This window comes from Pseudomonas grimontii (assembly GCF_007858185.1).
Taxonomy (GTDB): Bacteria; Pseudomonadota; Gammaproteobacteria; order Pseudomonadales; family Pseudomonadaceae; genus Aquipseudomonas; species Aquipseudomonas grimontii.
In genome coordinates this window covers 49,736-69,913 of sequence record NZ_VFES01000016.1, presented here as the reverse complement: position 1 = coordinate 69,913, position 20,178 = coordinate 49,736, and the positions used below count along the sequence as shown (strand labels likewise).

Annotated in this window: 20 protein-coding genes; 10 read left to right on the top strand and 10 right to left on the bottom strand. The window is 61.9% G+C overall.

What is annotated here, in order from left to right; all coding sequences use genetic code 11:
* Positions 1 to 179: 179 nt before the first annotated feature.
* The 5 genes from FIV39_RS23165 to exaC form a co-directional block, all read right to left on the bottom strand.
* Positions 180 to 638: a GNAT family N-acetyltransferase gene (locus FIV39_RS23165; protein ID WP_090401895.1), complete on the bottom strand. Its 459-nt coding sequence runs from the start codon at positions 636 to 638 to the stop codon at positions 180 to 182.
* A gap of 91 nt (positions 639 to 729) precedes the next feature.
* Positions 730 to 1,563: an ethanolamine ammonia-lyase subunit EutC gene (gene eutC / locus FIV39_RS23160; RefSeq protein ID WP_090401896.1), complete on the bottom strand. Its 834-nt coding sequence runs from the start codon at positions 1,561 to 1,563 to the stop codon at positions 730 to 732.
* Complete coding sequence (locus tag FIV39_RS23155; protein WP_090401897.1) at positions 1,560 to 2,954, bottom strand: ethanolamine ammonia-lyase subunit EutB; 1,395 nt, start codon at positions 2,952 to 2,954, stop codon at positions 1,560 to 1,562. The genes eutC and FIV39_RS23155 overlap by 4 nt, the downstream gene beginning before the upstream one ends.
* A 57-nt stretch (positions 2,955 to 3,011) precedes the next feature.
* Positions 3,012 to 4,445 carry an ethanolamine permease gene (gene eat / locus FIV39_RS23150; protein WP_090401898.1) on the bottom strand — a complete coding sequence of 478 codons (1,434 nt, stop codon included), beginning with the start codon at positions 4,443 to 4,445 and terminating at the stop codon, positions 3,012 to 3,014.
* 146 nt (positions 4,446 to 4,591) lie between these two features.
* Positions 4,592 to 6,112: an acetaldehyde dehydrogenase ExaC gene (gene exaC, locus FIV39_RS23145; RefSeq protein ID WP_090401899.1), complete on the bottom strand. Its 1,521-nt coding sequence runs from the start codon at positions 6,110 to 6,112 to the stop codon at positions 4,592 to 4,594.
* Between the two features lie 272 nt (positions 6,113 to 6,384).
* Here exaC and FIV39_RS23140 point away from each other — a divergent pair, with 272 nt between their 5' ends.
* The 4 genes from FIV39_RS23140 (at position 6,385) to FIV39_RS23125 (ending at position 10,612) form a co-directional block, all read left to right on the top strand.
* On the top strand, positions 6,385 to 8,286 hold the full coding sequence (locus FIV39_RS23140; protein ID WP_090401900.1) for a sigma-54-dependent Fis family transcriptional regulator: 1,902 nt from the start codon (positions 6,385 to 6,387) through the stop codon (positions 8,284 to 8,286).
* Between the two features lie 73 nt (positions 8,287 to 8,359).
* The gene (gene mpl, locus FIV39_RS23135; RefSeq protein WP_090401901.1) at positions 8,360 to 9,709 is read left to right on the top strand and encodes a UDP-N-acetylmuramate:L-alanyl-gamma-D-glutamyl-meso-diaminopimelate ligase; all 1,350 of its coding nucleotides are present in this window, start codon (positions 8,360 to 8,362) and stop codon (positions 9,707 to 9,709) included.
* Positions 9,706 to 10,335 (top strand): flavin prenyltransferase UbiX, encoded by a 630-nt coding sequence (gene ubiX / locus FIV39_RS23130; protein ID WP_017735613.1) that lies wholly within the window; start codon positions 9,706 to 9,708, stop codon positions 10,333 to 10,335. Before mpl ends, ubiX begins: the two co-directional genes overlap by 4 nt.
* Entirely contained in the window at positions 10,328 to 10,612 is a 285-nt protein-coding gene (locus FIV39_RS23125) for a YceK/YidQ family lipoprotein (RefSeq protein ID WP_090401902.1), read from the top strand. Before ubiX ends, FIV39_RS23125 begins: the two co-directional genes overlap by 8 nt.
* Before the next feature lie 91 nt (positions 10,613 to 10,703).
* On the opposite strand, the gene FIV39_RS23120 is transcribed toward FIV39_RS23125, so the two are convergent.
* From FIV39_RS23120 to FIV39_RS23110, 3 genes are all read right to left on the bottom strand, one after another.
* Positions 10,704 to 11,345, bottom strand: coding sequence for an oxidoreductase (locus FIV39_RS23120; RefSeq protein WP_090401903.1), 642 nt, complete (start codon positions 11,343 to 11,345; stop codon positions 10,704 to 10,706).
* Between the two features lie 29 nt (positions 11,346 to 11,374).
* Complete coding sequence (locus tag FIV39_RS23115) at positions 11,375 to 13,093, bottom strand: C13 family peptidase (protein WP_090401904.1); 1,719 nt, start codon at positions 13,091 to 13,093, stop codon at positions 11,375 to 11,377.
* Between the two features lie 105 nt (positions 13,094 to 13,198).
* Positions 13,199 to 13,654 (bottom strand): MaoC family dehydratase, encoded by a 456-nt coding sequence (locus FIV39_RS23110; RefSeq protein ID WP_003194496.1) that lies wholly within the window; start codon positions 13,652 to 13,654, stop codon positions 13,199 to 13,201.
* Positions 13,655 to 13,821: 167 nt separating this feature from the next.
* Between FIV39_RS23110 and FIV39_RS23105 the strand changes: the two genes are divergently transcribed.
* The 3 genes from FIV39_RS23105 to FIV39_RS23095 are packed head-to-tail and all read left to right on the top strand — an operon-like array spanning position 13,822 to position 15,500.
* A complete protein-coding gene (locus FIV39_RS23105; protein WP_090401905.1) occupies positions 13,822 to 14,175 on the top strand; it encodes a CidA/LrgA family protein in 354 nt (117 codons plus the stop codon).
* Positions 14,172 to 14,888: an LrgB family protein gene (locus FIV39_RS23100; RefSeq protein ID WP_090401906.1), complete on the top strand. Its 717-nt coding sequence runs from the start codon at positions 14,172 to 14,174 to the stop codon at positions 14,886 to 14,888. Before FIV39_RS23105 ends, FIV39_RS23100 begins: the two co-directional genes overlap by 4 nt.
* 21 nt (positions 14,889 to 14,909) lie before the next feature.
* Entirely contained in the window at positions 14,910 to 15,500 is a 591-nt protein-coding gene (locus FIV39_RS23095) for an LON peptidase substrate-binding domain-containing protein (protein ID WP_090401907.1), read from the top strand.
* Here the strand turns inward: FIV39_RS23095 and FIV39_RS23090 are convergent.
* Complete coding sequence (locus FIV39_RS23090; RefSeq protein ID WP_090401908.1) at positions 15,497 to 16,813, bottom strand: bifunctional DedA family/phosphatase PAP2 family protein; 1,317 nt, start codon at positions 16,811 to 16,813, stop codon at positions 15,497 to 15,499. The two genes, FIV39_RS23095 and FIV39_RS23090, sit on opposite strands and share 4 nt — an antisense overlap.
* A gap of 25 nt (positions 16,814 to 16,838) precedes the next feature.
* Complete coding sequence (locus tag FIV39_RS23085; RefSeq protein WP_090401909.1) at positions 16,839 to 17,522, bottom strand: DNA-3-methyladenine glycosylase; 684 nt, start codon at positions 17,520 to 17,522, stop codon at positions 16,839 to 16,841.
* A gap of 175 nt (positions 17,523 to 17,697) precedes the next feature.
* Between FIV39_RS23085 and FIV39_RS23080 the strand changes: the two genes are divergently transcribed.
* From FIV39_RS23080 to rsfS, 3 genes are all read left to right on the top strand, one after another.
* Entirely contained in the window at positions 17,698 to 18,963 is a 1,266-nt protein-coding gene (locus FIV39_RS23080; protein WP_090401910.1) for a glutamate-5-semialdehyde dehydrogenase, read from the top strand.
* On the top strand, positions 18,963 to 19,607 hold the full coding sequence (gene nadD, locus FIV39_RS23075) for a nicotinate-nucleotide adenylyltransferase (protein ID WP_065910068.1): 645 nt from the start codon (positions 18,963 to 18,965) through the stop codon (positions 19,605 to 19,607). Before FIV39_RS23080 ends, nadD begins: the two co-directional genes overlap by 1 nt.
* A gap of 69 nt (positions 19,608 to 19,676) precedes the next feature.
* Entirely contained in the window at positions 19,677 to 20,171 is a 495-nt protein-coding gene (rsfS, locus tag FIV39_RS23070; RefSeq protein WP_003176298.1) for a ribosome silencing factor, read from the top strand.
* Positions 20,172 to 20,178 lie beyond the last annotated feature (7 nt).

Genomic DNA, 20,178 nt, shown 5'->3' with positions numbered 1-20,178 from the left:
TTGAGAGGTGAAAAGCGTGTTGGTTTTGTAGCGGGGGATGTCGCGGTGTGCGGTGCGCTGGACGCCACGGAATCAGCTGTGGGAGGGCGTTTGCCCCCGATGGGGCAGTGTCAGTTATAAATAGTCTGACTGAAAAGCCGCTATCGGGGGCAAGCCACCTCCCACAAGGTGTCAGGCAGTCAGTCTTCGCTGATCGGCAAGGTGTAGTTCTTGAACTCGGTATCCTCACGAAAACCGATCGACTCGTAGGTCTTCTGTGCCACTTGGTTATCACTGCTGGTCGATACCCGCAGCCGCACCGCGTGAGTCTCCTTGGCCATTTTCTTCGCCGTGCGTATCAGGTTATCCGCCACCAGTTGGCGGCGCGCGTCTTCGGCGACATAGATGTCGTTGAGGATCCACACACGTTTAAGCGACAGCGAGGAAAAGCTCGGGTAAAGCTGGCAGAACCCGAGCAAGCGTTTGTCGTCGTCATCGGGCAGCGCCAGGTAGATCACCGACTCCTTGCGGCGCAGGCGCTTTTCCAGAAAGGCCCGTGACGAATCCGGAAAGGGCAGGGCCCCATAGAACTCGCGGTACTTGACGAACAACGGGGTCAACAGGTCCAGGTGTTCCAGGGTCGCTTGAGTAATCCGCATGCCAGGCCTCAACTTCCAAATGGGTATGACCACACGCGCGGCCGTGACTTGATGCTGCCTAAAGACGCGAAAAAGCGCAATCGTGCCGGGATCAGTCGGTGGGTGGGCTGAGCAGGAAGTTGCCCTTCATCAGGTCCGGGTCGTCGGATTCGATCGTCTGAACCTGCGCCTCGTCCTTCAGGTTGACCCCCGACAGCTGTCGGCGACACGCCTCTCGCATCAAGTACAGCAGGCGATGGGCCGCCATGCCATAGCTCAAGCCTTCCAGGCGTACATTGGAGATGCAGTTGCGATAGGCATCGGTGAGGCCGACCTTGGGGTTGTAGGTGAAATACAGGCCCAGGCTGTCCGGCGAGCTGAGCCCCGGCCGTTCACCGATGAGGATCACCACCATCTTGGCGCCGAGCAGTTGCCCGATTTCGTCGGCCACCGCCACGCGGCCCTGTTCCACCAGGATTACCGGCGACAAGGACCACCCTTCGGCGTGGGTCTGTTCTTCCATGCGCGTCAGAAACGGCAACGTATGTTTATGCACCGCCAGCGCCGACAGACCATCAGCCACCACGACCGCCAGGTCCATGCCGCCGGGATGCGCAGCCGCGTAATCCTGCAGGCTCTGGGCCGACTCATCACTCAAGCGCCGCCCCAGGTCCGGGCGTTGCAGATAGCTATGCCGGTCGGTTGCGGCACTGTGCAGCAGCAGGCTATCGCGCCCACGTTCGGCCAGTTGACTGCTCAGGCCGGCATGGTCGAAAGGCAGGTGCACCGCGTCCCGCGCCTGGGCGTGGGCAAATTGAAAGTCCAGTTGGGCGTTGGTGGGAATGCTGGTGCCGGTGCGGCCCAGGGCAATCCGCGCCGGGGTCAGGCGGCGCAGTTCCAGCCACGGGTTTTCAGGCAGGTCGAGTTGCACAGGTGGCTCCTTCATCCCAATTGCGCCAAAGCATGGCGAAACGCCGGTGGCAAGCTGTTGCCGAAGCGCACCTTGCCGTCGGCTTGCGTAAAGATGCCCATTTTGGCCAGCCACTGTTCAAACTCCGGCGCCGGCTTTAAACCCAGGGTCTGGCGAGCGTACAAGGCGTCGTGGAACGAGGTGGTCTGGTAGTTGAGCATGATGTCGTCGGAGCCGGGGATGCCCATGATGAAGTTGATCCCGGCGACGCCCAGCAGGGTCAGCAGGGTGTCCATGTCGTCCTGGTCTGCTTCGGCATGGTTGGTGTAGCAGATGTCGCACCCCATGGGCACGCCCAGCAGCTTGCCGCAGAAGTGGTCTTCAAGGCCTGCGCGAATGATCTGTTTGCCGTTGTACAGGTACTCGGGGCCGATAAAGCCGACCACGGTATTGACTAGGAACGGCTTGAAATGCCGGGCCACCGCATAGGCGCGGGTTTCGCAGGTTTGCTGGTCGACGCCAAAGTGCGCGTTAGCCGACAAGGCGCTGCCCTGGCCAGTTTCGAAATACATCAGGTTCTGCCCCAGAGTGCCCCGGTTCAGGCTCAAGCCCGCCTCGTAGCCTTCCTGCAGCACGCTCAGGCTGATGCCGAAACTGGCATTGGCCGCCTCGGTGCCGGCAATCGACTGGAACACCAGGTCCAGCGGCACGCCGCGGTTGATGGCTTCGATGGAGGTGGTGACGTGGGTCAGCACGCAAGCCTGGGTGGGGATTTCGTAGCGCTGGATGATGGCGTCGAGCATCTCCAGCATGGCGCAGATCGAGGCGATGCTGTCGGTGGCCGGGTTGATGCCGATCATGGCGTCGCCGTTACCGTAGAGCAGGCCGTCGAGAATGCTCGCAGCGATGCCCGCCGGCTCGTCGGTCGGGTGGTTGGGTTGCAGGCGGGTCGACAGGCGCCCGCGCAGTCCCATGGTGCCGCGAAACTGGGTGACCACACGGATCTTCTGCGCCACCAGTACCAGGTCCTGCACGCGCATGATCTTGGACACGGCTGCAGCCATTTCCGGTGTCAGCCCCGGCGCCAATGCGCGTAGGGATTGTTCATCGGCGGCGTCGCTGAGCAGCCAGTCGCGCAGGCCGCCGACGGTCAGGTGGCTGACCACGGCGAAAGCCTGCTTGTTGTGGGTGTCGATGATCAGCCGGGTGACTTCATCGCTTTCATAGGGGATCAGCGCTTCTTCGAGGAAGTGTTTCAGCGGGATATTCGCCAGCGCCATTTGCGCCGCCACCCGCTCACCGTCGTTCTGCGCGGCGACGCCGGCGAGAAAGTCCCCGGAGCGCGCGGGACTGGCCTTGGCCATCACGTCCTTGAGGCTGTCGAAACGGTAGGTTTGTGCACCCACCGCGTGGGAAAAGCTTGCCATACAGTGTCTCCTTGACGACGCGGGCAGGAGAGGAGCCCGCGTCGAGGTTTACGGCAGTTAGTGCAAGGCGGCCTCTGCGGCCTGGATCGCGGCGAATTCTTCTTCGGGCGTGCCTGCTACCAAGTGATGCCGGCTGTAGAAAGCAAAGTAAGCAATTAATACTCCATAGATGATTGCGGCGCCAATCACTACCCGTGGATCCACCAAAAAGCCCGCCACGACCGCCACGCAGGCCAGAACCAGGGCCACCCCGGAGGTGAAGATCCCGCCCGGCGTGCGATAAGGACGGTCCATTTTGGGGCGACGGATGCGCAGGGTGATGTGCGCGGCCATCATCAGCACGTAGGAAATGGTCGCGCCAAACACCGCCACCAGGATCAGCAAATCCCCCTGGCCGGTCAGCGACAGGCCGAAACCGATAATGCCGGGGATCACCAGCGCCAGTACCGGTGCCTTGCTCTTATTGGTCTGGGACAGTTTGCGCGGCAGGTAGCCGGCACGGGACAAGGCGAAGATCTGCCGTGAATAGGCGTAGATAATCGAGAAAAAGCTGGCGATCAAGCCGGCCAGGCCGACCAGGTTGACGAAGCTGCCCATCCAGGTCGAACCGCCATAGGACAGCGCCAGCGCTTCCACCAGCGGGTTACCGGATTTGATCAGCGCGTAGGTGCCTGCGCCGCCCGGTGCGATCACCAGGATCAACAAGGCAAAGCTGGTCAGCACCACAATGGCGCCGATCAGGCCCCGGGGCAGGTCGCGCTTGGGGTTCTTGGTTTCTTCGGCGGCCAGCGGCACACCCTCTACGGCGAGGAAAAACCAGATCGCATAGGGGATCGCTGCCCACACGCCGACGTAGCCAAATGGCAGGAAGGTGCTGGCGCCCTTGGCCTCGCTTACCGGAATATCCAGCAAGTTGGCGACATTGAAGTGCGGCACCATTGCCACCAGGAACACGCCCAGTGCAATCGCGGCGATGGCGGTGATCACGAACATCAGCTTCAAGGCTTCACCGACGCCAAAGATATGGATGCCGATAAAGATGATGTAGAACGCCAGGTAGATCATCCAGCCGCCGATGCCGAACAGCGACTCGCAATAGGCACCAATAAACACCGCGATGGCGGCGGGGGCGATGGCGTATTCGATCAGGATGGCGGTGCCCGTCAGGAACCCGCCCCAGGGCCCGAAGGCACTGCGGGCAAAACCGTAGCCACCGCCTGCGGTAGGGATCATCGAAGACAGTTCGGCCAGGGAAAAGCACATGCACAGGTACATGGTGGCCATCAGCAATGTGGCGAGGAACATACCGCCCCAGCCACCCTGGGCCAGGCCGAAGTTCCAGCCGGCATAGTCGCCCGAGATGACGTAGGCAACACCAAGGCCAACCAGCAGTACCCAGCCGGCGGCGCCTTTTTTAAGTTCGCGTTGTTGGAAATATTGGGAGTCGACTTTTTCGAAGTCGACGGAAGATCCAGTCGGTTCGCTAGGCATGAAGAAGTACCTTTCATTGTTATTGTTTTTAACTCGGCCTCTGTGTGCCGAATGCAATTCGCAAGTACTTATGAAGATCTAAGTGTGGGAAGGGATAGACCCCCTCCCACACTTGATTGCATTTCAACGGTGGGAGGGGAGGTTAATTAGAAGAAGCCCAGCGGATTAATGTCGTAGCTCACCAACAAGTTCTTGGTCTGCTGGTAGTGATCCAACATCATCTTGTGCGTCTCACGGCCCACGCCGGACTTCTTGTAACCGCCAAACGCGGCATGCGCCGGGTACAGGTGGTAGCAGTTGGTCCACACGCGGCCAGCTTTGATCGCACGGCCCATGCGGTAGGCGCGGTTGATGTCGCGAGTCCACACGCCGGCACCGAGGCCGAACTCGGTGTCGTTGGCAATCGCCAGGGCTTCGGCTTCGTCCTTGAAGGTGGTGATGCTCACCACCGGGCCGAAGATTTCTTCCTGGAATACACGCATTTCATTGGTGCCCTTGAGCAGGGTCGGCTGGATGTAATAGCCGCCTGCCATATCGCCAGTGAGCTGTTCGACCTTGCCGCCGGTGAGCAATTGCGCGCCTTCGCCCTTGGCGATTTCCAGGTAGGACAGGATCTTGTCGAACTGCTGCTCGGACGCCTGGGCGCCGACCATGGTGTCGGTGTCCAGCGGGTCGCCGCGTTTGATCTGCTCGACCTTCTTCATCACCACTTTCATGAAGTCGTCGTAGATCGACTCTTCCACCAGCGCACGGGATGGGCAGGTGCACACTTCGCCCTGGTTGAAGAACGCCAGCACCAGGCCTTCAGCGGCTTTCTCGATGAAAGAAGGTTCGGCCTTCATGATGTCGGCGAAGAAGATGTTCGGCGACTTGCCGCCCAGTTCCACCGTGGACGGAATGATGTTCTCGGCCGCCGCGTGCATGATGTGCGAGCCCACCGGGGTAGAGCCGGTAAAGGCGATCTTGGCGATGCGCTTGCTGGTGGCCAGGGCTTCGCCAGCTTCTTTGCCGAAACCGTGCACCACGTTCAGCACGCCCGGTGGCAGCAGGTCGCCGATCACTTCCATCAGTACGTTGATGCCCAGCGGGGTTTGCTCGGCGGGCTTGAGCACCACGCAGTTGCCGGCGGCCAGGGCTGGGGCGAGTTTCCACGCGGCCATCAGCAGCGGGAAGTTCCACGGGATGATCTGGCCGACCACGCCCAGTGGCTCATGGAAGTGGTAGGACGCGGTGTGTTCGTTGATTTCGGCGCTGGTGCCTTCCTGGGCGCGGATGCAGCCAGCGAAGTAGCGGAAGTGGTCGGCCGCCAGCGGGATGTCGGCGTTGAGGGTTTCACGCACGGCCTTGCCGTTGTCCCAGGTTTCGGTGATGGCCAGCAGTTCGAGGTTCTGTTCGATGCGGTCGGCGATTTTCAGCAGCACCAGCGAGCGGTCCTGGGCCGAGGTCTTGCCCCAGGCGTCAGCGGCAGCGTGGGCGGCGTCCAGCGCCTTGTCGATGTCTTTGGCAGTGGAGCGCGGGAATTCGGCGATAGGCTTGCCGTTGACCGGCGAAGTGTTGGTGAAGTAGTTGCCATCAACCGGGGCAACGAATTCGCCACCAATGTAGTTGCCGTACTTGGCCTTGAACGAAACGATCGCGCCTTCAGTACCGGGGTGTGCGTAACGCATGGTGGGTATCTCCTGGCTTTTATGTTTATTGGAGTGCAGCGCGCAAGCGCTTGGTAAAGCGTAGAGCAAAGGTTGGGCCAGCGCTTTGCAGGCCAGGGAAATCAAGGGCTTGGGGATGGTTGCAATGCCTTGTTGTGGCAGGAGCGGTACAGGCGTTGTGACAGTTTGTGCCATAAACGGTACAGATCGTGACCAGTGGGTCGGCGCGGGATTGCATTGGCTGGAGGGCTGGGGGATGCTGGGCACTCTCACGCAGGGAGAATAATAAGAACATGCACAATGATCATTTCAGTCGCCATGCCCAGCAAGTCCTCACCGTGGCGCGCGGGCGCGATCCGGCCGGCGATCCTTCCATCGCCCGCTCCTGGCTGCGCTGCCTGGAGGACTACCACCTCGACCCTGCGCAGACCATCGCCCCCACTGTGCTTGAGCACGGCCGCCTGCTGGAAAGCCGCGAGCGCCTGCAACAGGTGCTGCATATTGCCGGCAGCGAGATGAACAGCCTGCACCAGCAGCTTTCGGGCGCTGGTCACGCGGTGCTGCTGACCGATGCGCGAGGGGTGATCCTCAATTGCGTCACCGCGCCGTCCGAGCGCAAGATTTTCGAGCGGGCCGGGTTGTGGCTCGGTGCCGATTGGAGCGAAGCGCGCGAGGGCACCAATGGCATCGGCACCTGCCTGGTGGAGCGCCAGTCGTTGACCATTCATCGCGATGAACATTTTCGTGGCCGCCACACCGGGCTGACCTGTTCGGCGAGCCCGGTGTTCGACCCCCATGGCGAGCTGCTTGCGGTGCTCGATGTGTCCTCGGCACGCGAAGCCGTGTCGCGCCAGAGCCAGTTCCACACCATGGCGCTGGTCAACCTGTCGGCGAAGATGATTGAGAGTTGCTACTTCCTGCGCAACTTTGAACACCATTGGCTGCTGCGCTTTCACCTGCAGGCCGAGTCGGTGGGCCTGTTCAGCGAGGGGCTGTTGGCGTTCGATGGCGAAGGGCGCATTTGCGCGGTCAACCAAAGCGCGTTGAACCTGTTGGGTCAAGTGCGTGACGGTTTACTGGGGCTGCCGGTGGAGACGTTTTTCGAGTGCTCCCTGGATCAGTTACTCGGTCGCGCCAGCGCCAATGCGACGGCCAGTTGGCCCTTGCGTACGCGCGATGGCCGGCATCTGTTCGCCGCCCTGCGTGGGCAGGCGCGCAGCCAGCCAGCGCCGTTCGTCAAGCCTGAACCCGAACGGCCGCGCCTGCCGGGTATCTGCCTGGGCGACCCGGCGTTGCAAAACGATTTCCGCAAGGCGCTGCGGGTATTCGAGCGTGATGTGCCCTTGCTGATCAACGGCGAAACCGGCTCCGGCAAAGAGGCCTTCGCCAAGGCCGTGCATCACGCCAGCCAGCGAGCCGATAAGGCGTTTGTTGCCCTCAACTGTGCCGCCATCCCGGAAAGCCTGATCGAAAGCGAACTGTTCGGCTATCGCGGCGGCAGCTTTACCGGCGCGCGCAAGGAAGGCATGCAGGGCAAGTTGCAACAGGCCGACGGCGGCACGTTGTTCCTCGATGAAATCGGCGACATGCCGTTGGCGCTACAGACGCGCCTGTTAAGGGTGCTGGAGGACCGCATGGTGGTGCCCATCGGCGGTGAGCCCCAGGCGGTTGATGTCAGAATTATCAGCGCGACTCACCGGAATTTGCTGGAACGCGTGCAGGACGGCAGTTTTCGTGAAGACTTGTATTACCGACTCAACGGCCTGGAAGTCGGTTTGCCGCCGTTGCGTGAACGCAGCGATAAGTCCCAACTGCTGGATTTCCTGCTGGCGCAAGAGGCGGGCGCACAGAGCGTACAACTCGACCCGGCGGCGCGCTCGGCGCTGCTGGCCTACCCTTGGCCGGGCAACGTTCGACAGCTGCGCACGGTGTTGCGTACGCTGGCCGCGCTGTGTGACGACGGCCGGGTCGGTCTTGAGGATTTACCTGCGTTGATCCGCCAGACTCGGCCACAACCGGTCGCCGACGCCAGGCTTGCCGACTCGCCCCTGGGGGACGCTGAGCGACTCGCCTTGCTCACGGCCCTGGAGCAACAACGCTGGCACATGACCCACACGGCGGAGCAGTTGGGTGTCAGTCGTAACACGCTGTATAGAAAGCTGCGCCGACACGGGATTGCGCGAGCGGCTCAATAGATTGGTCCTACAGCTAAAGAGTGCGATTTTCGCCCCCCTGCGCTAACCTGCCTCGATGTTTACGAGGTCGACTATGCACATTCATATTCTTGGTATCTGCGGCACCTTCATGGGGTCGATGGCGGTTCTTGCTAAAGAACTGGGCCATCATGTAACGGGCTCAGATGCCAATGTTTACCCGCCCATGAGCACGCAACTTGAGGCCCAGGGCATTGAGCTGACCCAAGGTTACGACCCGGCGCAATTCGACCCGGTGCCGGACCTGGTAGTGATCGGCAATGCCATGTCCCGCGGCAATCCGGCTGTCGAATACGTCCTCAACAAAGGCTTGCCTTACGTGTCCGGTCCACAGTGGCTGGCCGACCATGTGTTGCAAGGTCGCTGGGTATTGGCCGTTGCCGGCACCCACGGCAAGACCACCACCAGCAGCATGCTCGCCTGGGTGCTGGAACACGCGGGCATGAGCCCGGGCTTCCTGATTGGCGGCGTGCCGCAGAACTTCTCGGTATCGGCGCGCCTGGGTGATACGCCGTTCTTCGTGATTGAAGCCGACGAATACGACAGCGCCTTCTTCGACAAGCGCTCCAAGTTCGTCCACTACCGTCCACGCACGGCGATCCTCAACAACCTTGAGTTCGATCACGCCGACATCTTCCCCGACTTGGCGGCCATCGAGCGGCAGTTCCACCATTTGGTGCGCACCATTCCGAGCGAAGGCCTGGTCATCCATCCGACCACCGAGCCAGCCTTGCAGCGCGTGATCGAGATGGGCTGCTGGACCCCGGTGCAAACCACCGGTGCGCAAGGGCAATGGCAGGTCAAGTTGCTCAGTGAAGACGGTTCCCGGTTTGAAGTGCTGTTTGAAGGCGAGGCCCAAGGCATCGTCGAGTGGGACATGACTGGCCAGCACAACGTCGCCAATGCCTTGGTCACCCTGGCGGCCGCGCGGCATGTGGGCGTGGTGCCGTCGATGGGCATTGCTGCCTTGAGTGCATTCAAGAGCGTGAAGCGCCGCATGGAAAAGGTCGCCGACGTGAATGGGATTACCATCTACGACGACTTTGCCCACCACCCAACGGCCATTGCCACCACCCTCGACGGCCTGCGCAAACGCGTTGGCGATGCCCCGATCATTGCTATTGTCGAGCCGCGCTCAAACTCCATGAAGCTCGGCGCGCACCGCGACGGCCTGCCGGAAAGCGTTAACGATGCCGACCAGGTGGTGTGGTATGCCCCGGCCAATCTCGGCTGGGACTTGCCGGCGATTGCAGCGCAGTGCACGGTGCCGTCGAAAGTCTGTGATTCCATCGAGGGCATCATTGAGTTCGTCAAGCACCAGGCCAAGCCCGGCACCCATGTGGTGGTCATGAGCAACGGCGGCTTCGGCGGCTTGCACGGCAAACTGGCCGAGGCGCTGAAATGAGTGGCCCCGAGCGCGTCACCCTGGCGATGACCGGCGCATCCGGCGCGCCATATGGCTTGCGCCTGCTCGATTGCCTGGTGCGCGAAGACCGCGAGGTGCACTTCCTGATCTCCAAGGCTGCGCAGTTGGTGATGGCCACCGAGACTGATGTCGCACTGCCGCCCAAGGTGCAGATGATGCAAGCCTTCCTCACCGAGTACACCGGTGCGGCGGCGGGGCAGATCAAGGTCTATGGCAAGGAAGACTGGATGTCGCCGGTGGCATCGGGCTCGGGTGCGCCAGCGGCAATGGTTGTGGTGCCGTGCTCCACGGGTACGTTGTCGGCGATTGCCACGGGTGCCTGCAACAACCTGATCGAGCGCGCCGCCGACGTGACGTTGAAGGAGCGCCGCCAGTTGATCCTGGTACCGCGCGAGGCGCCGTATTCGAGCATTCATCTGGAGCACATGCTCAAGTTGTCGAACATGGGGGTGACCATCCTGCCAGCGTCGCCTGGCTTCTATCACCAGCCGCAAACCATCGATGACCTGGTGGATTTCGTGGTGGCGCGGATTCTCAACCTGCTGAATATCCCTCAGGACATGCTGCCGCGTTGGGGCGAACACCATTTGAGCAGCGATGAATAAGGCACTGTTGGTAATACTGGCGCTGCAACTGGCCGGCTGTGCCACCGCGCGTACGCTGGACGCCGCAAAGCCCGGCGCGCCAGTGGTATATGCCGGCACACGCTTGGACTTGTATGCAATGAACGGAGGTTGCTGCGCCAAGGACCGGTTCGGTGCCGAGGCGCCCAGCTACCCCGGCGTCGACCTGCCGGCCAGCGCGTTGCTCGACACCTTGTTGTTGCCGCTGTCGGTGTTGACGGTGCTCGGTGTGGGGTTTAACGCGACAGGCGGGCTCTAGCGCTGACCTGAAGGCACTACACAACCAATGTGGGAGGGGCGGTGCGACGATTCGATTTGCCCCCCCTCCCGCATTTTGCTTTGCGTTCGGCCTATTTACCGAGCTTGCGCAACTCATCCGACTCCACCACGCGCACCCCATCCTGCTCTTCCAGCGCCAGGCGCCACATGGCACGGGCCAGTTCGCAGACTTCAATGCCGTGGTATTTCCCTGGAATCAACCGTGACAGCGGCCCGGCCAGTTGCTCGGCCAAACGTGGCTCCATCCGTTCCCCCAGCAGCAGCGAAGGCCGCACGATGGTCAACTGCGGCCAGTCCTGGGCCTTGAGCGCCTGTTCCATTTCGCCTTTGACCCGGTTGTAGAAGATCGAGGATTTCGGGTCGGCGCCTACCGCGCTGATTACGATCAGGTGCCGTGCGCCCATTTCCCGAGCACGTTTGGCGAAGACCACGACCATGTCCAGGTCTACCGCGCGGAAGGCCTCTTCGGAGCCCGCTTGTTTGAGGGTGGTGCCCAGGCAGCAGAAGGCAATATCCACCTGGCCGCTCAGTTGCGGCAGGAACACCGCCGGGTCGCCCACCGGGTTTTCCAGGTGCGGATGCTCGGCCAGTGGCTTGCGGCTGGGCGCCAGCACGCGGGTCACGGTAGGTTCGTTGAGCAGGCGGTCGAGCAGGTGTTCGCCGGTGAGGCCAGAGGCGCCGGCGAGCAGGATATGCTGAGGTGTCAGGTACATGGTGTTTCCCCCTTGTTACACGTTACAGCTTAGTTGCCTTTGGCTTCCTTGCTATTCATTGAGACGCTTTCCAGCGCCTTTCGTGCCTGCTGCTTGCGTAATAATTGCCAGTGGGCGATCACGCCTTTGGGGGCCCAGATCTGCGGTTCGGACGCTTCGAAGTTGTCTGCCTGTTCGCGTTCGCTCACATGCAACTGCGCCAGCTTGAAGGCTTGCTGCAAATCGTCGGTCTGGTTGAAGGCTTGGGCGAAGAGGGCATCGCCGAAGTAAGTGAAGTCGGCCTCTTCGGAGCAACCGAAGGACACGCGGTCGGCGCGCGAGGCGGTCATGATCAGGGTGCGTTCGTCTTTGAGCGCCGGGATGAAGCCGCCGGAGTAGCAGGCTGAAATCACGACGATCTTGTCGCGGTTTTTCAGCGGCGCGAGCACGGCGGCCAACTCGTCGGCGGGCAGGTCGGCCAGTTCCATGCGTGGTTGGTCCAGCACCAGTTCGTGTTCGTGGGTACCGTGGCTGGTCATGTAGATAAACACCAGGTCTTCCGGTCCGGTGCGCTCGGCCAGGGTTTGCACGGCGCGACGCAGGCTTTCGCGGGTGGCCAGTGGCCGGTCGGCGATATGGTCGCGGTGGTTGACCAGGCGGACCTGCCCGCGTGCGCCGAAGCGGGTGGCGAGCATGTTGCTGACGTAATCGGCTTCGCGCAGGAACACGCTCTGTTTGCCGTCGCCGGCCACGGCCAGGGTGTACAGCTCCACTGCGGGGGTGGACGCCGGCACGGCGGCGAGGGCGGCATCGAGCAAACGGCCCTGGGCCAGGACGCCAATCTCCAGCGGGTCGGGCAACAATGCGCCGTCGGCGTCACGCACGCGCATGCCGTTGACCCAGGTGCCGGCCAGCACGGTGCCGTCGGTGAGTACCAGGGTGCCGCGGCCTTGGTAGTTGTCGCTGTCGAAGCCGCCAATGTAGAAGCTGCCGTCGGTCAGGTTCAGGCGGCCTTCGCCGGTAAAGCGCCAATCGCTGAACTGGCCCACGTAATGGCTGCCGTCGACGCCGATCAACTCGCCCTTGCCGCTGAGTGAGCCTTCCTTGAACTGGCCGATCCACACGTCGCCGTCGGCGTTTTCATAACGGCCCTTGCCGTTGAGCTGGTTCTGTTTGAACTGGCCGACATAGATGTCGCCGTCCGCGCTGTTGAAGGTGCCGTTGCCTTCCAGCTGGCCATCGACGAAGTGGCCACTGAACTGGTTGCCGCTGTCGTCATTGCGCTGGCCTTCGCCATTCGGTTTGCCATGGGCGAACTGGCCCTGATACTGGCTGCCGTCGGCCAGCTCCAGGCGGCCGAGGCCGGAATACTGGTCGTCCTTGAATTCGCCGCGATAGGTCATCTGCCCCTCTTTGAGGGTGCCTTCGCCGTTGCGCCGGCCGTTCTTGAACCCGCCGACATAATGGCTGCCGGCCGTGGTCAGGCTGCCCTGGCCGTCGAACAGGCCTTGCTGGAACTGGCCTTTATAGATTTCGCCGTTGCTGCCATGCCATTCGCCCTGGCCGTGCCACTGGCCCTTGTCGAACTGCCCGGCGTACCAACTACCGTTGGGGTAATCCACGCGGCCCTGGCCTTGGAGCAAGCCACTGACCACATCGCCCCGGTAACGGCCACCATCGGGCAGGCGCGCATCGGGCGGCAACAGCGATTCGCCGTCTCCGCAAGCGGTGAGCAACAGGGCAAGGGCAAGGGGGGCGAGTGGGCGCATAGCGGGATCCGGATATTTGAGCGCCGAGTATGCCGCAGCTGCGAGCTTCATACATAAATTTACATAGCCTGTGGTGAGTTTCAGCACCTCACCACAGGCTTGGGACTACACGAAGCAGAGTGACAACGACTCCGCAATATAAGCCGGCTTTTCCTGGCCTTCGATTTCCAGGGTGGCCGTGGCCTTGAACAGCCATTGGCCAGGTTTTTTCTCGGTGACGTCGGTGAGGGTCACGTTCAGGCGCACCTTGGAGTTGACCTTCACTGGCTGGATAAAGCGCACGCTGTCCAGGCCGTAGTTGACCGCCATCTTCAGCCCTTCGGGCATGATCAGGATGTCTTCCATCAGCTTGGGCATCAGTGACAACGACAGGAAACCGTGGGCGATGGTGCTGCCGAACGGGGTTTGCGCGGCCTTGACCGGGTCGACGTGGATGAACTGATGATCGCCAGTGGCCTCGGCGAACAGGTTGATGCGTGCCTGGTCGATGGTGAGCCATTCGGAACGTCCCAGTTCCTTGCCGACATAGTCTTTGAGCTGCGCTACGGGTACATAGGGCATTGCGTCTCTCCTTGGTTCATCGGTTCTGTTTTTTGGGGTTACAGAGAACCAATGTAGATCATCATGGGTATCCAGCCCGGTCAACCCACCATGCTTTTGGCGAATGCCTGAGCATAGGGCGGGCATGCTTATAATGCGGGCGAGTCTTGAGGGGGGGGAGAAAGCGGATGCTGTTACGCGGTCTGACATGGCTGGTGCTGTTTCAATTGATCGGCACGGCGATCAATCATTTGCTGGTACCGGTACTGCCGGGGCCGATCATCGGCCTGTTGTTGATGCTCGGTTTCCTGATCTGGCGTGGTGAAGTCGGCGAGCCCCTGAGCCTGGCGGCCAGTAGCTTGTTGCGTTACTTGCCGTTGCTGCTGGTACCGCCAGCGGTGGGGGTGATGGTGTATGCCAAGGACATCGCCGCCGACTTCTGGGCCATCGTCGGCGCGCTGGTGTTGTCGCTGGTGGTTGCCATGGGTTTTGTCGGCGTGCTGATGCAGCGGATGGTCAAGCGCAAGGAGAAGAGCCAATGATCTTCGACTGGCACGGCGCATGGACGGCTGTCATTCATCACCCGTTGTTCGGTATCGGTATCACCCTGGGCGCCTATCAACTGGTGCTGGCGGGTTTCGAGAAAACCCGCTGGATTTTCCTGCAACCGGTGCTGGTCTCCATGCTGCTGGTGATCGGCGTATTGCTCACCTGCGGCCTGAGCTATGCCGAGTACCGCAAGAGCACCGAGATCATGGGCATCCTGCTGGGCCCGGCCACGGTCGCGCTGGCCGTGCCGCTTTATCTCAACCTGCGCCGCATTCGCCAATTGTTCTGGCCGATTTTTACTACGCTGGTGATAGGCGGCGTGTTGGCCACCGGCTTGTGTGTGCTGCTGGGCTGGTGGTTCGGTGCCGAACACAGGATGCTGATGACCATGGCGCCCAAGTCGGTCACCTCGCCGATTGCCATGCTGGTGGCCGAGCAGATCGGTGGCGTGGCGGCGCTGGCGGCGGTGTTTGTGCTGATTACTGGGGTGATCGGCGCGATGATCGGCCCGGCCTTGCTGTCGCGCCTGGGGGTGCACAGTCCCGAGGCGCGCGGCATGGCCTTGGGCATGACCGCCCACGCCGTCGGTACTTCGGTGGCCCTGCAGGAAAGCGAAGAGTGCGGTGCCTTTGCGGCGCTGGCCATGAGTCTGATGGGCGTGGCCACGGCGGTATTCCTGCCGCTGGCCGTGTCGGTGATTGTTTAAACCGGGTTTAAGGAAACCTTTATGAGTCTGGCGCTGTTCCCGCTCAATACCGTGCTGTTCCCTGGCTGCACCCTCGACCTGCAACTGTTCGAGGCACGCTACCTGGATATGGTCAGCCGCTGCATGAAAAAGGGCGAAAGCTTCGGCGTGGTGTGCATCCTTGATGGCAAGGAAGTCGGTATGGCTCCTGATGGCTATGCGTTGATCGGCTGCGAAGCGTTGATTCGCGACTTCAAGCAGCAGGACAACGGCCTGTTGGGGATTCGTGTCGAAGGCGGGCGTCGCTTCCGCGTGCGTGATGCCGGTGTGCAGAAGGACCAGTTGCTGGTGGCCGAGGTGCAATGGCTGGAAGAGCTGCCGGACCAGGCGCTGGAAGAAGAGGACGCCGACCTGCTGGCCTTGCTCCAGGCCCTGGCCGAACACCCGATGGTCGCCTCGCTGGACATGGGCACTCACGCCGATGGCCAGCAAGCCTTGGGCAATCAGTTGGCGTATCTGCTGCCGTTCACCGAGGCCGACAAGATCGACCTGCTGCAACTCGATGACCCGCAACAGCGGTTGGATGCGATCCAGATGCTGCTCGATGAGTTGCAGGGCGAGTTGTTCACTTAATAGGCGTAGCGCAGCAAGGCATGGGGCGTGCCCGTGAGCGCGATAAAGCTCAGCACCGCCAGCAGTGCCGGCAGTAGCAGCCACCAGGTTTTTTGCGGCATGGCCGGCAGTGGGCTTCGATATTGGCTGACGCCCAGGCTGAACGCACACACCGTCATTGCCAGCAGCGTGCCCGCCAGGATGTCGGTGGGCCAGTGGGCGCCCAGGTAGACCCGTGATAGCGCGATGAAGGCAGCGGGAATACAGCCCAGCAGCATCCAGGTGAGGCGCAACCGCGTGGGTTGGCCGCGACCGGCCAGTATCGCCAGTGCCAGGAAGAAGGCGAACGCGCCGGAGGCGTGGCCGCTGGGCATGCTGAAACTGGTCAGTGGGTCGGTAAGGATTTCCGGGCGGCCACGGGCGAAGAACAGCTTGGTGCCGGTGTTGATCACGGCCGCCCCGGCCAGCGTGGCGCCGACAAACAGCGCGTGACGCCATTGCCGCGCCAGGAGCAGCAACCCGGTGAACACGGCGCTGGCGAAGAACATCTTCTTGAACTCACCCAGCTGGGTGACCATCACCATGGTGTGGTCCAGCCAGGGGCTGCGGTGTTCCTGCACCAGCGCGCTCAGGCCCTGGTCAAAGTCGTCCAGGTAGTGATAGCCGATAAACAGGGCGATTAACAAGGTCAGGCTGGCGCAACCTATCCACAAGGTCGCGCGACGATGCCCGCGCAGGCTGGTGTTCAGGCTCAGCCCCAGCAGGATCGCCAGGCAGGCCGTGACGACCCCCGCCTCAGGCCAGAACCCTTCCGGCAATGGCAGGCGGAATGCGGCGCCGGTCGCCCAGCCTGGCAGCAGATAGGCGACTGACCAGCCGGCTGCCGCCAGCATGCTGACCAGGGCGAAGCGCGGGAAGGGCATGTCGCACATCCCGGCCACCATCGGCAGCATCGGTCGCAATGGCCCGATGAAACGTCCTACCAGCAGGCTGGCGATGCCGTATTTGTGGAAGTAGGTTTCGGCGCCGTTCATCCATTCCGGGTGGTGGCGCAGGCCGGGCAGGCGGCGGATGTTCTGATGGAAATGCCGGCCGAGGAAGTAGGACACGGCATCGCCCAGCAAGCCACCGAGGAACCCCATCAGCAGGGTCTCACTCAGGGACAACGCGCCGCTGCCCGCCAGCGCCGCAATCGCAAACAGCATCACGGTGCCTGGCACGATCAGCCCGGCGATGGCCAGGCATTCCACGCACGCGACGATAAACACCGCCGCCGCCAGCCATTGCGGGTTGAGGGTCAGCCAGCCGGTAATGCTATCGAGCCACTGGCCCATAAATCTTCACTCCATCGCCACAGATTCAAATCAAAAAGTAGTCGCGGCCTTCGACCTGGCCCCGTCGCAGCGGGTTCCGTGTGCAGTAGGGCGCATAGCCAGCGTCGACGAAGCGATACATCAAGTGCTCGTCACGGCCGCTGGGGATGCCCAGGCGAGTGGTCTGGATGATGTGTGTCGGTGTCTGGCCGACGTCTTCCACATAGAGCAATTCCTGATCAAAGCGCTTGGCATCCCACATCGGCACTTTCAGGCCCAGCGCCTTGCACAGCAATGTCTGGCCGGCACACAGCTTTTGCGTGGGGCGCGGGCTGCCATTGGCGTTCGGGCTGTTCAACAGCATCTGCGCCAGGCTGGCGGGCCCGGAGGTTTCATCGACCCAGGGATAGGCCGATTTGATCAGCACGGCATTGCCCGGTCCCTGCGCGCTGAAGTTCAGCGAATCCCCGCCACGGGCGTAGTACATATAGATATGCCCACCGTCCAGAAACAAAGCCTTACGCTTTTCTGTGTAGCCGAGTGAGGCGTGGCTGCCTTTTTCGGCCACGTAATAGGCTTCGGTTTCAATAATTCGCGCTGAAAGCCAGAGATCGCCGACACGATGGCGTATGACTTTTCCGAGCAAATCCCGCGCGAGTATTTGCGCATCGCGGTCGAAGAAGCTGTCGGGCAGGGCGCTGGCGGGGAGTTGGGGCGAAGAGCTGGGCATGGCGGTCTGGGGTTAATACGGCTAAATGTGACGGAATAATAACAACTCCCACCTTAATTACGGCTGAACCCCAAGTTTTTACAGTTCATTTCGACCATACGCCCCTCACCGCTGTCAGTCGGGCGGCGTCACAGCTATAATCTGCCGCTTTCCTCTTTGCCAAGACTCCCTGACCATGACTGAGTCCGTTCTTGACTACATGACCCGCCTGGGTCGCGCTGCCCGTCAGGCCTCGCGGTTGATCGCCCGTGCGAGCACCGCGCAGAAGAACCGTGCCCTGCTGGCCGCCGCCGATGCTCTGGACGCTTCGCGCTCCGAGCTTGCCGCCGCCAACGAACTGGACCTGGCCAACGGCCGCGCCAATGGCCTGGAGCCCGCCTTGCTGGACCGCCTGGCGCTGACCCCGGCACGTATCGACGACATGATCGAAGGTTTGCGTCAGGTGGCCAAGCTGCCTGACCCCATCGGTGAAATCCGCGATATGCGTTACCTGCCGTCCGGTATCCAGGTCGGCAAGATGCGCGTGCCCCTGGGTGTGATCGGCATCATCTATGAGTCGCGCCCGAACGTGACCATCGACGCCGCGAGCCTGTGCCTCAAGTCGGGTAATGCCACCATCCTGCGTGGCGGTTCCGAGGCGATCAATTCCAACCGCGCCATTGCCGCCTGCATCCAGCAGGGCCTGGCCGTGGCCGAGTTACCGGCCGAAGTGGTGCAAGTGGTGGAAACCACCGACCGTGCCGCTGTCGGCGCGCTGATCACAATGCCGGAATTCGTCGACGTGATCGTGCCGCGCGGTGGCAAGAGCCTGATCGAGCGTGTCAGCCGCGATGCCAAGGTGCCGGTGATCAAGCACCTGGACGGCGTCTGCCACGTGTACATCGACATCGCTGCCGACATCGACAAGGCGATCCGCATCGCCGACAACGCCAAGACCCACCGCTACGCGCCGTGCAACACCATGGAAACCCTGCTGGTGCACGTCGGCATTGCCGAGCGCGTGCTGCCGCCGTTGGCTGCCATCTACCGTGACAAGGGCGTGGAACTGCGCGGTTGCGAGCGCACCCGTGCGCTGTTGGGCGCGGACGTGATCGAAGCCACCGAAGAGGATTGGTACACCGAGTACACGGCGCCGATCCTGTCGATCCGCATCGTCGACGACCTTGACGAGGCCATCGAGCACATCAACAAATACGGCTCCAAGCACACCGACGCCATTGTTTCCGAGCATTTCAGCGATGCCCGGCGTTTTCTCACCGAAGTCGATTCCGCCTCGGTGATGATCAACGCCTCGACGCGCTTTGCCGACGGCTTCGAGTATGGCCTGGGGGCGGAGATCGGCATCTCCACCGACAAGCTTCACGCACGCGGCCCGGTTGGCCTGGAAGGCCTGACCAGCGAGAAGTACGTGGTGTTCGGCGACGGTCATGTGCGCACTTGATGGCTAAACGCATCGGGCTGCTCGGCGGTACCTTCGACCCCGTGCACATCGGCCATTTGCGCAGTGCCCTGGAAGTCGCGGATGCCTTGGCGTTGGATGAGCTGCGCCTGATCCCTAATTTCCGGCCGCCCCATCGCGATACCCCGCAGGTGTCGCCGCAGCAGCGCCTGGAAATGGTACGCCTGGCCGTAGAGGGCATACCGCCGCTGGTGGTGGACGATCGTGAGCTCAAGCGCGATAAACCGTCCTACACTGTCGACACCCTGGAGTTGATGCGCGCCGAGTTGGCCGCGGATGACCAGTTGTTTCTGCTTTTGGGCTGGGACGCATTTTGCGGCCTGCCCTCTTGGCATCGCTGGGAGGAACTCCTCCAGCACTGCCACATCCTGGTTTTGCAACGCCCGGATGCCGACAGCGAACCGCCGGATGCCTTGCGCAACCTGCTGGCCGCGCGGTCGGTAAGTGACCCCTTGGCCCTGACCGGGCCGAACGGGAATATTGCATTCGTCTGGCAGACCCCGCTTGCGGTGTCTGCCACCCAGATCCGTCAACTGCTGGCCAGCGGGAAGTCGGTACGTTTCCTGGTGCCTGACGCGGTCCTGGCCTACATCGATGCGCACGGGCTTTACCGTGCGTCGAACTGAAAAGGCGCGCTTGAACGCACGAACAGTCGTGCAGCGAGCGCCCGAACATACGAGCAAAACGAGTTTTTTATGACGAACAAAGACGTAAGCAAAGTAAAACGCAAAGGCACGTTCAAAAGCGCCCCGCTGCCGGTTGAAGCCCACGTTGGCCCGGAACTGGCTGGCGAAGAGCTGGTAAAAGTCGCCGTTGCTGCCCTGGAAGACGTGAAGGCCCAGGACATCCAGGTCCTGGACGTGCGCGACAAGCAGAGCATCACCGACTTCATGATCATCGCCACCGGTACCTCCAACCGCCAGATCGGCGCGATGCTGGACAAGGTTCGCGAAGCCGTCAAAGCCCAAGGCGTGAAGCCGCTGGGTGAAGAAGGCAAGGGCGACAGCGACTGGGTGCTGCTGGACATGGACGACGTGATCGTTCACATGATGACTTCCAACGCCCGTCAGTTCTACGACCTCGAGCGTCTGTGGAAAGGCGCCGAGCAGAGCCGTGCCGCCGATGGCAAGCACCACAGCCCGGAAGTGGGCCACGCGCACTTCGACAAGCTCAACAAAGACCAGGAATAAGGAACGG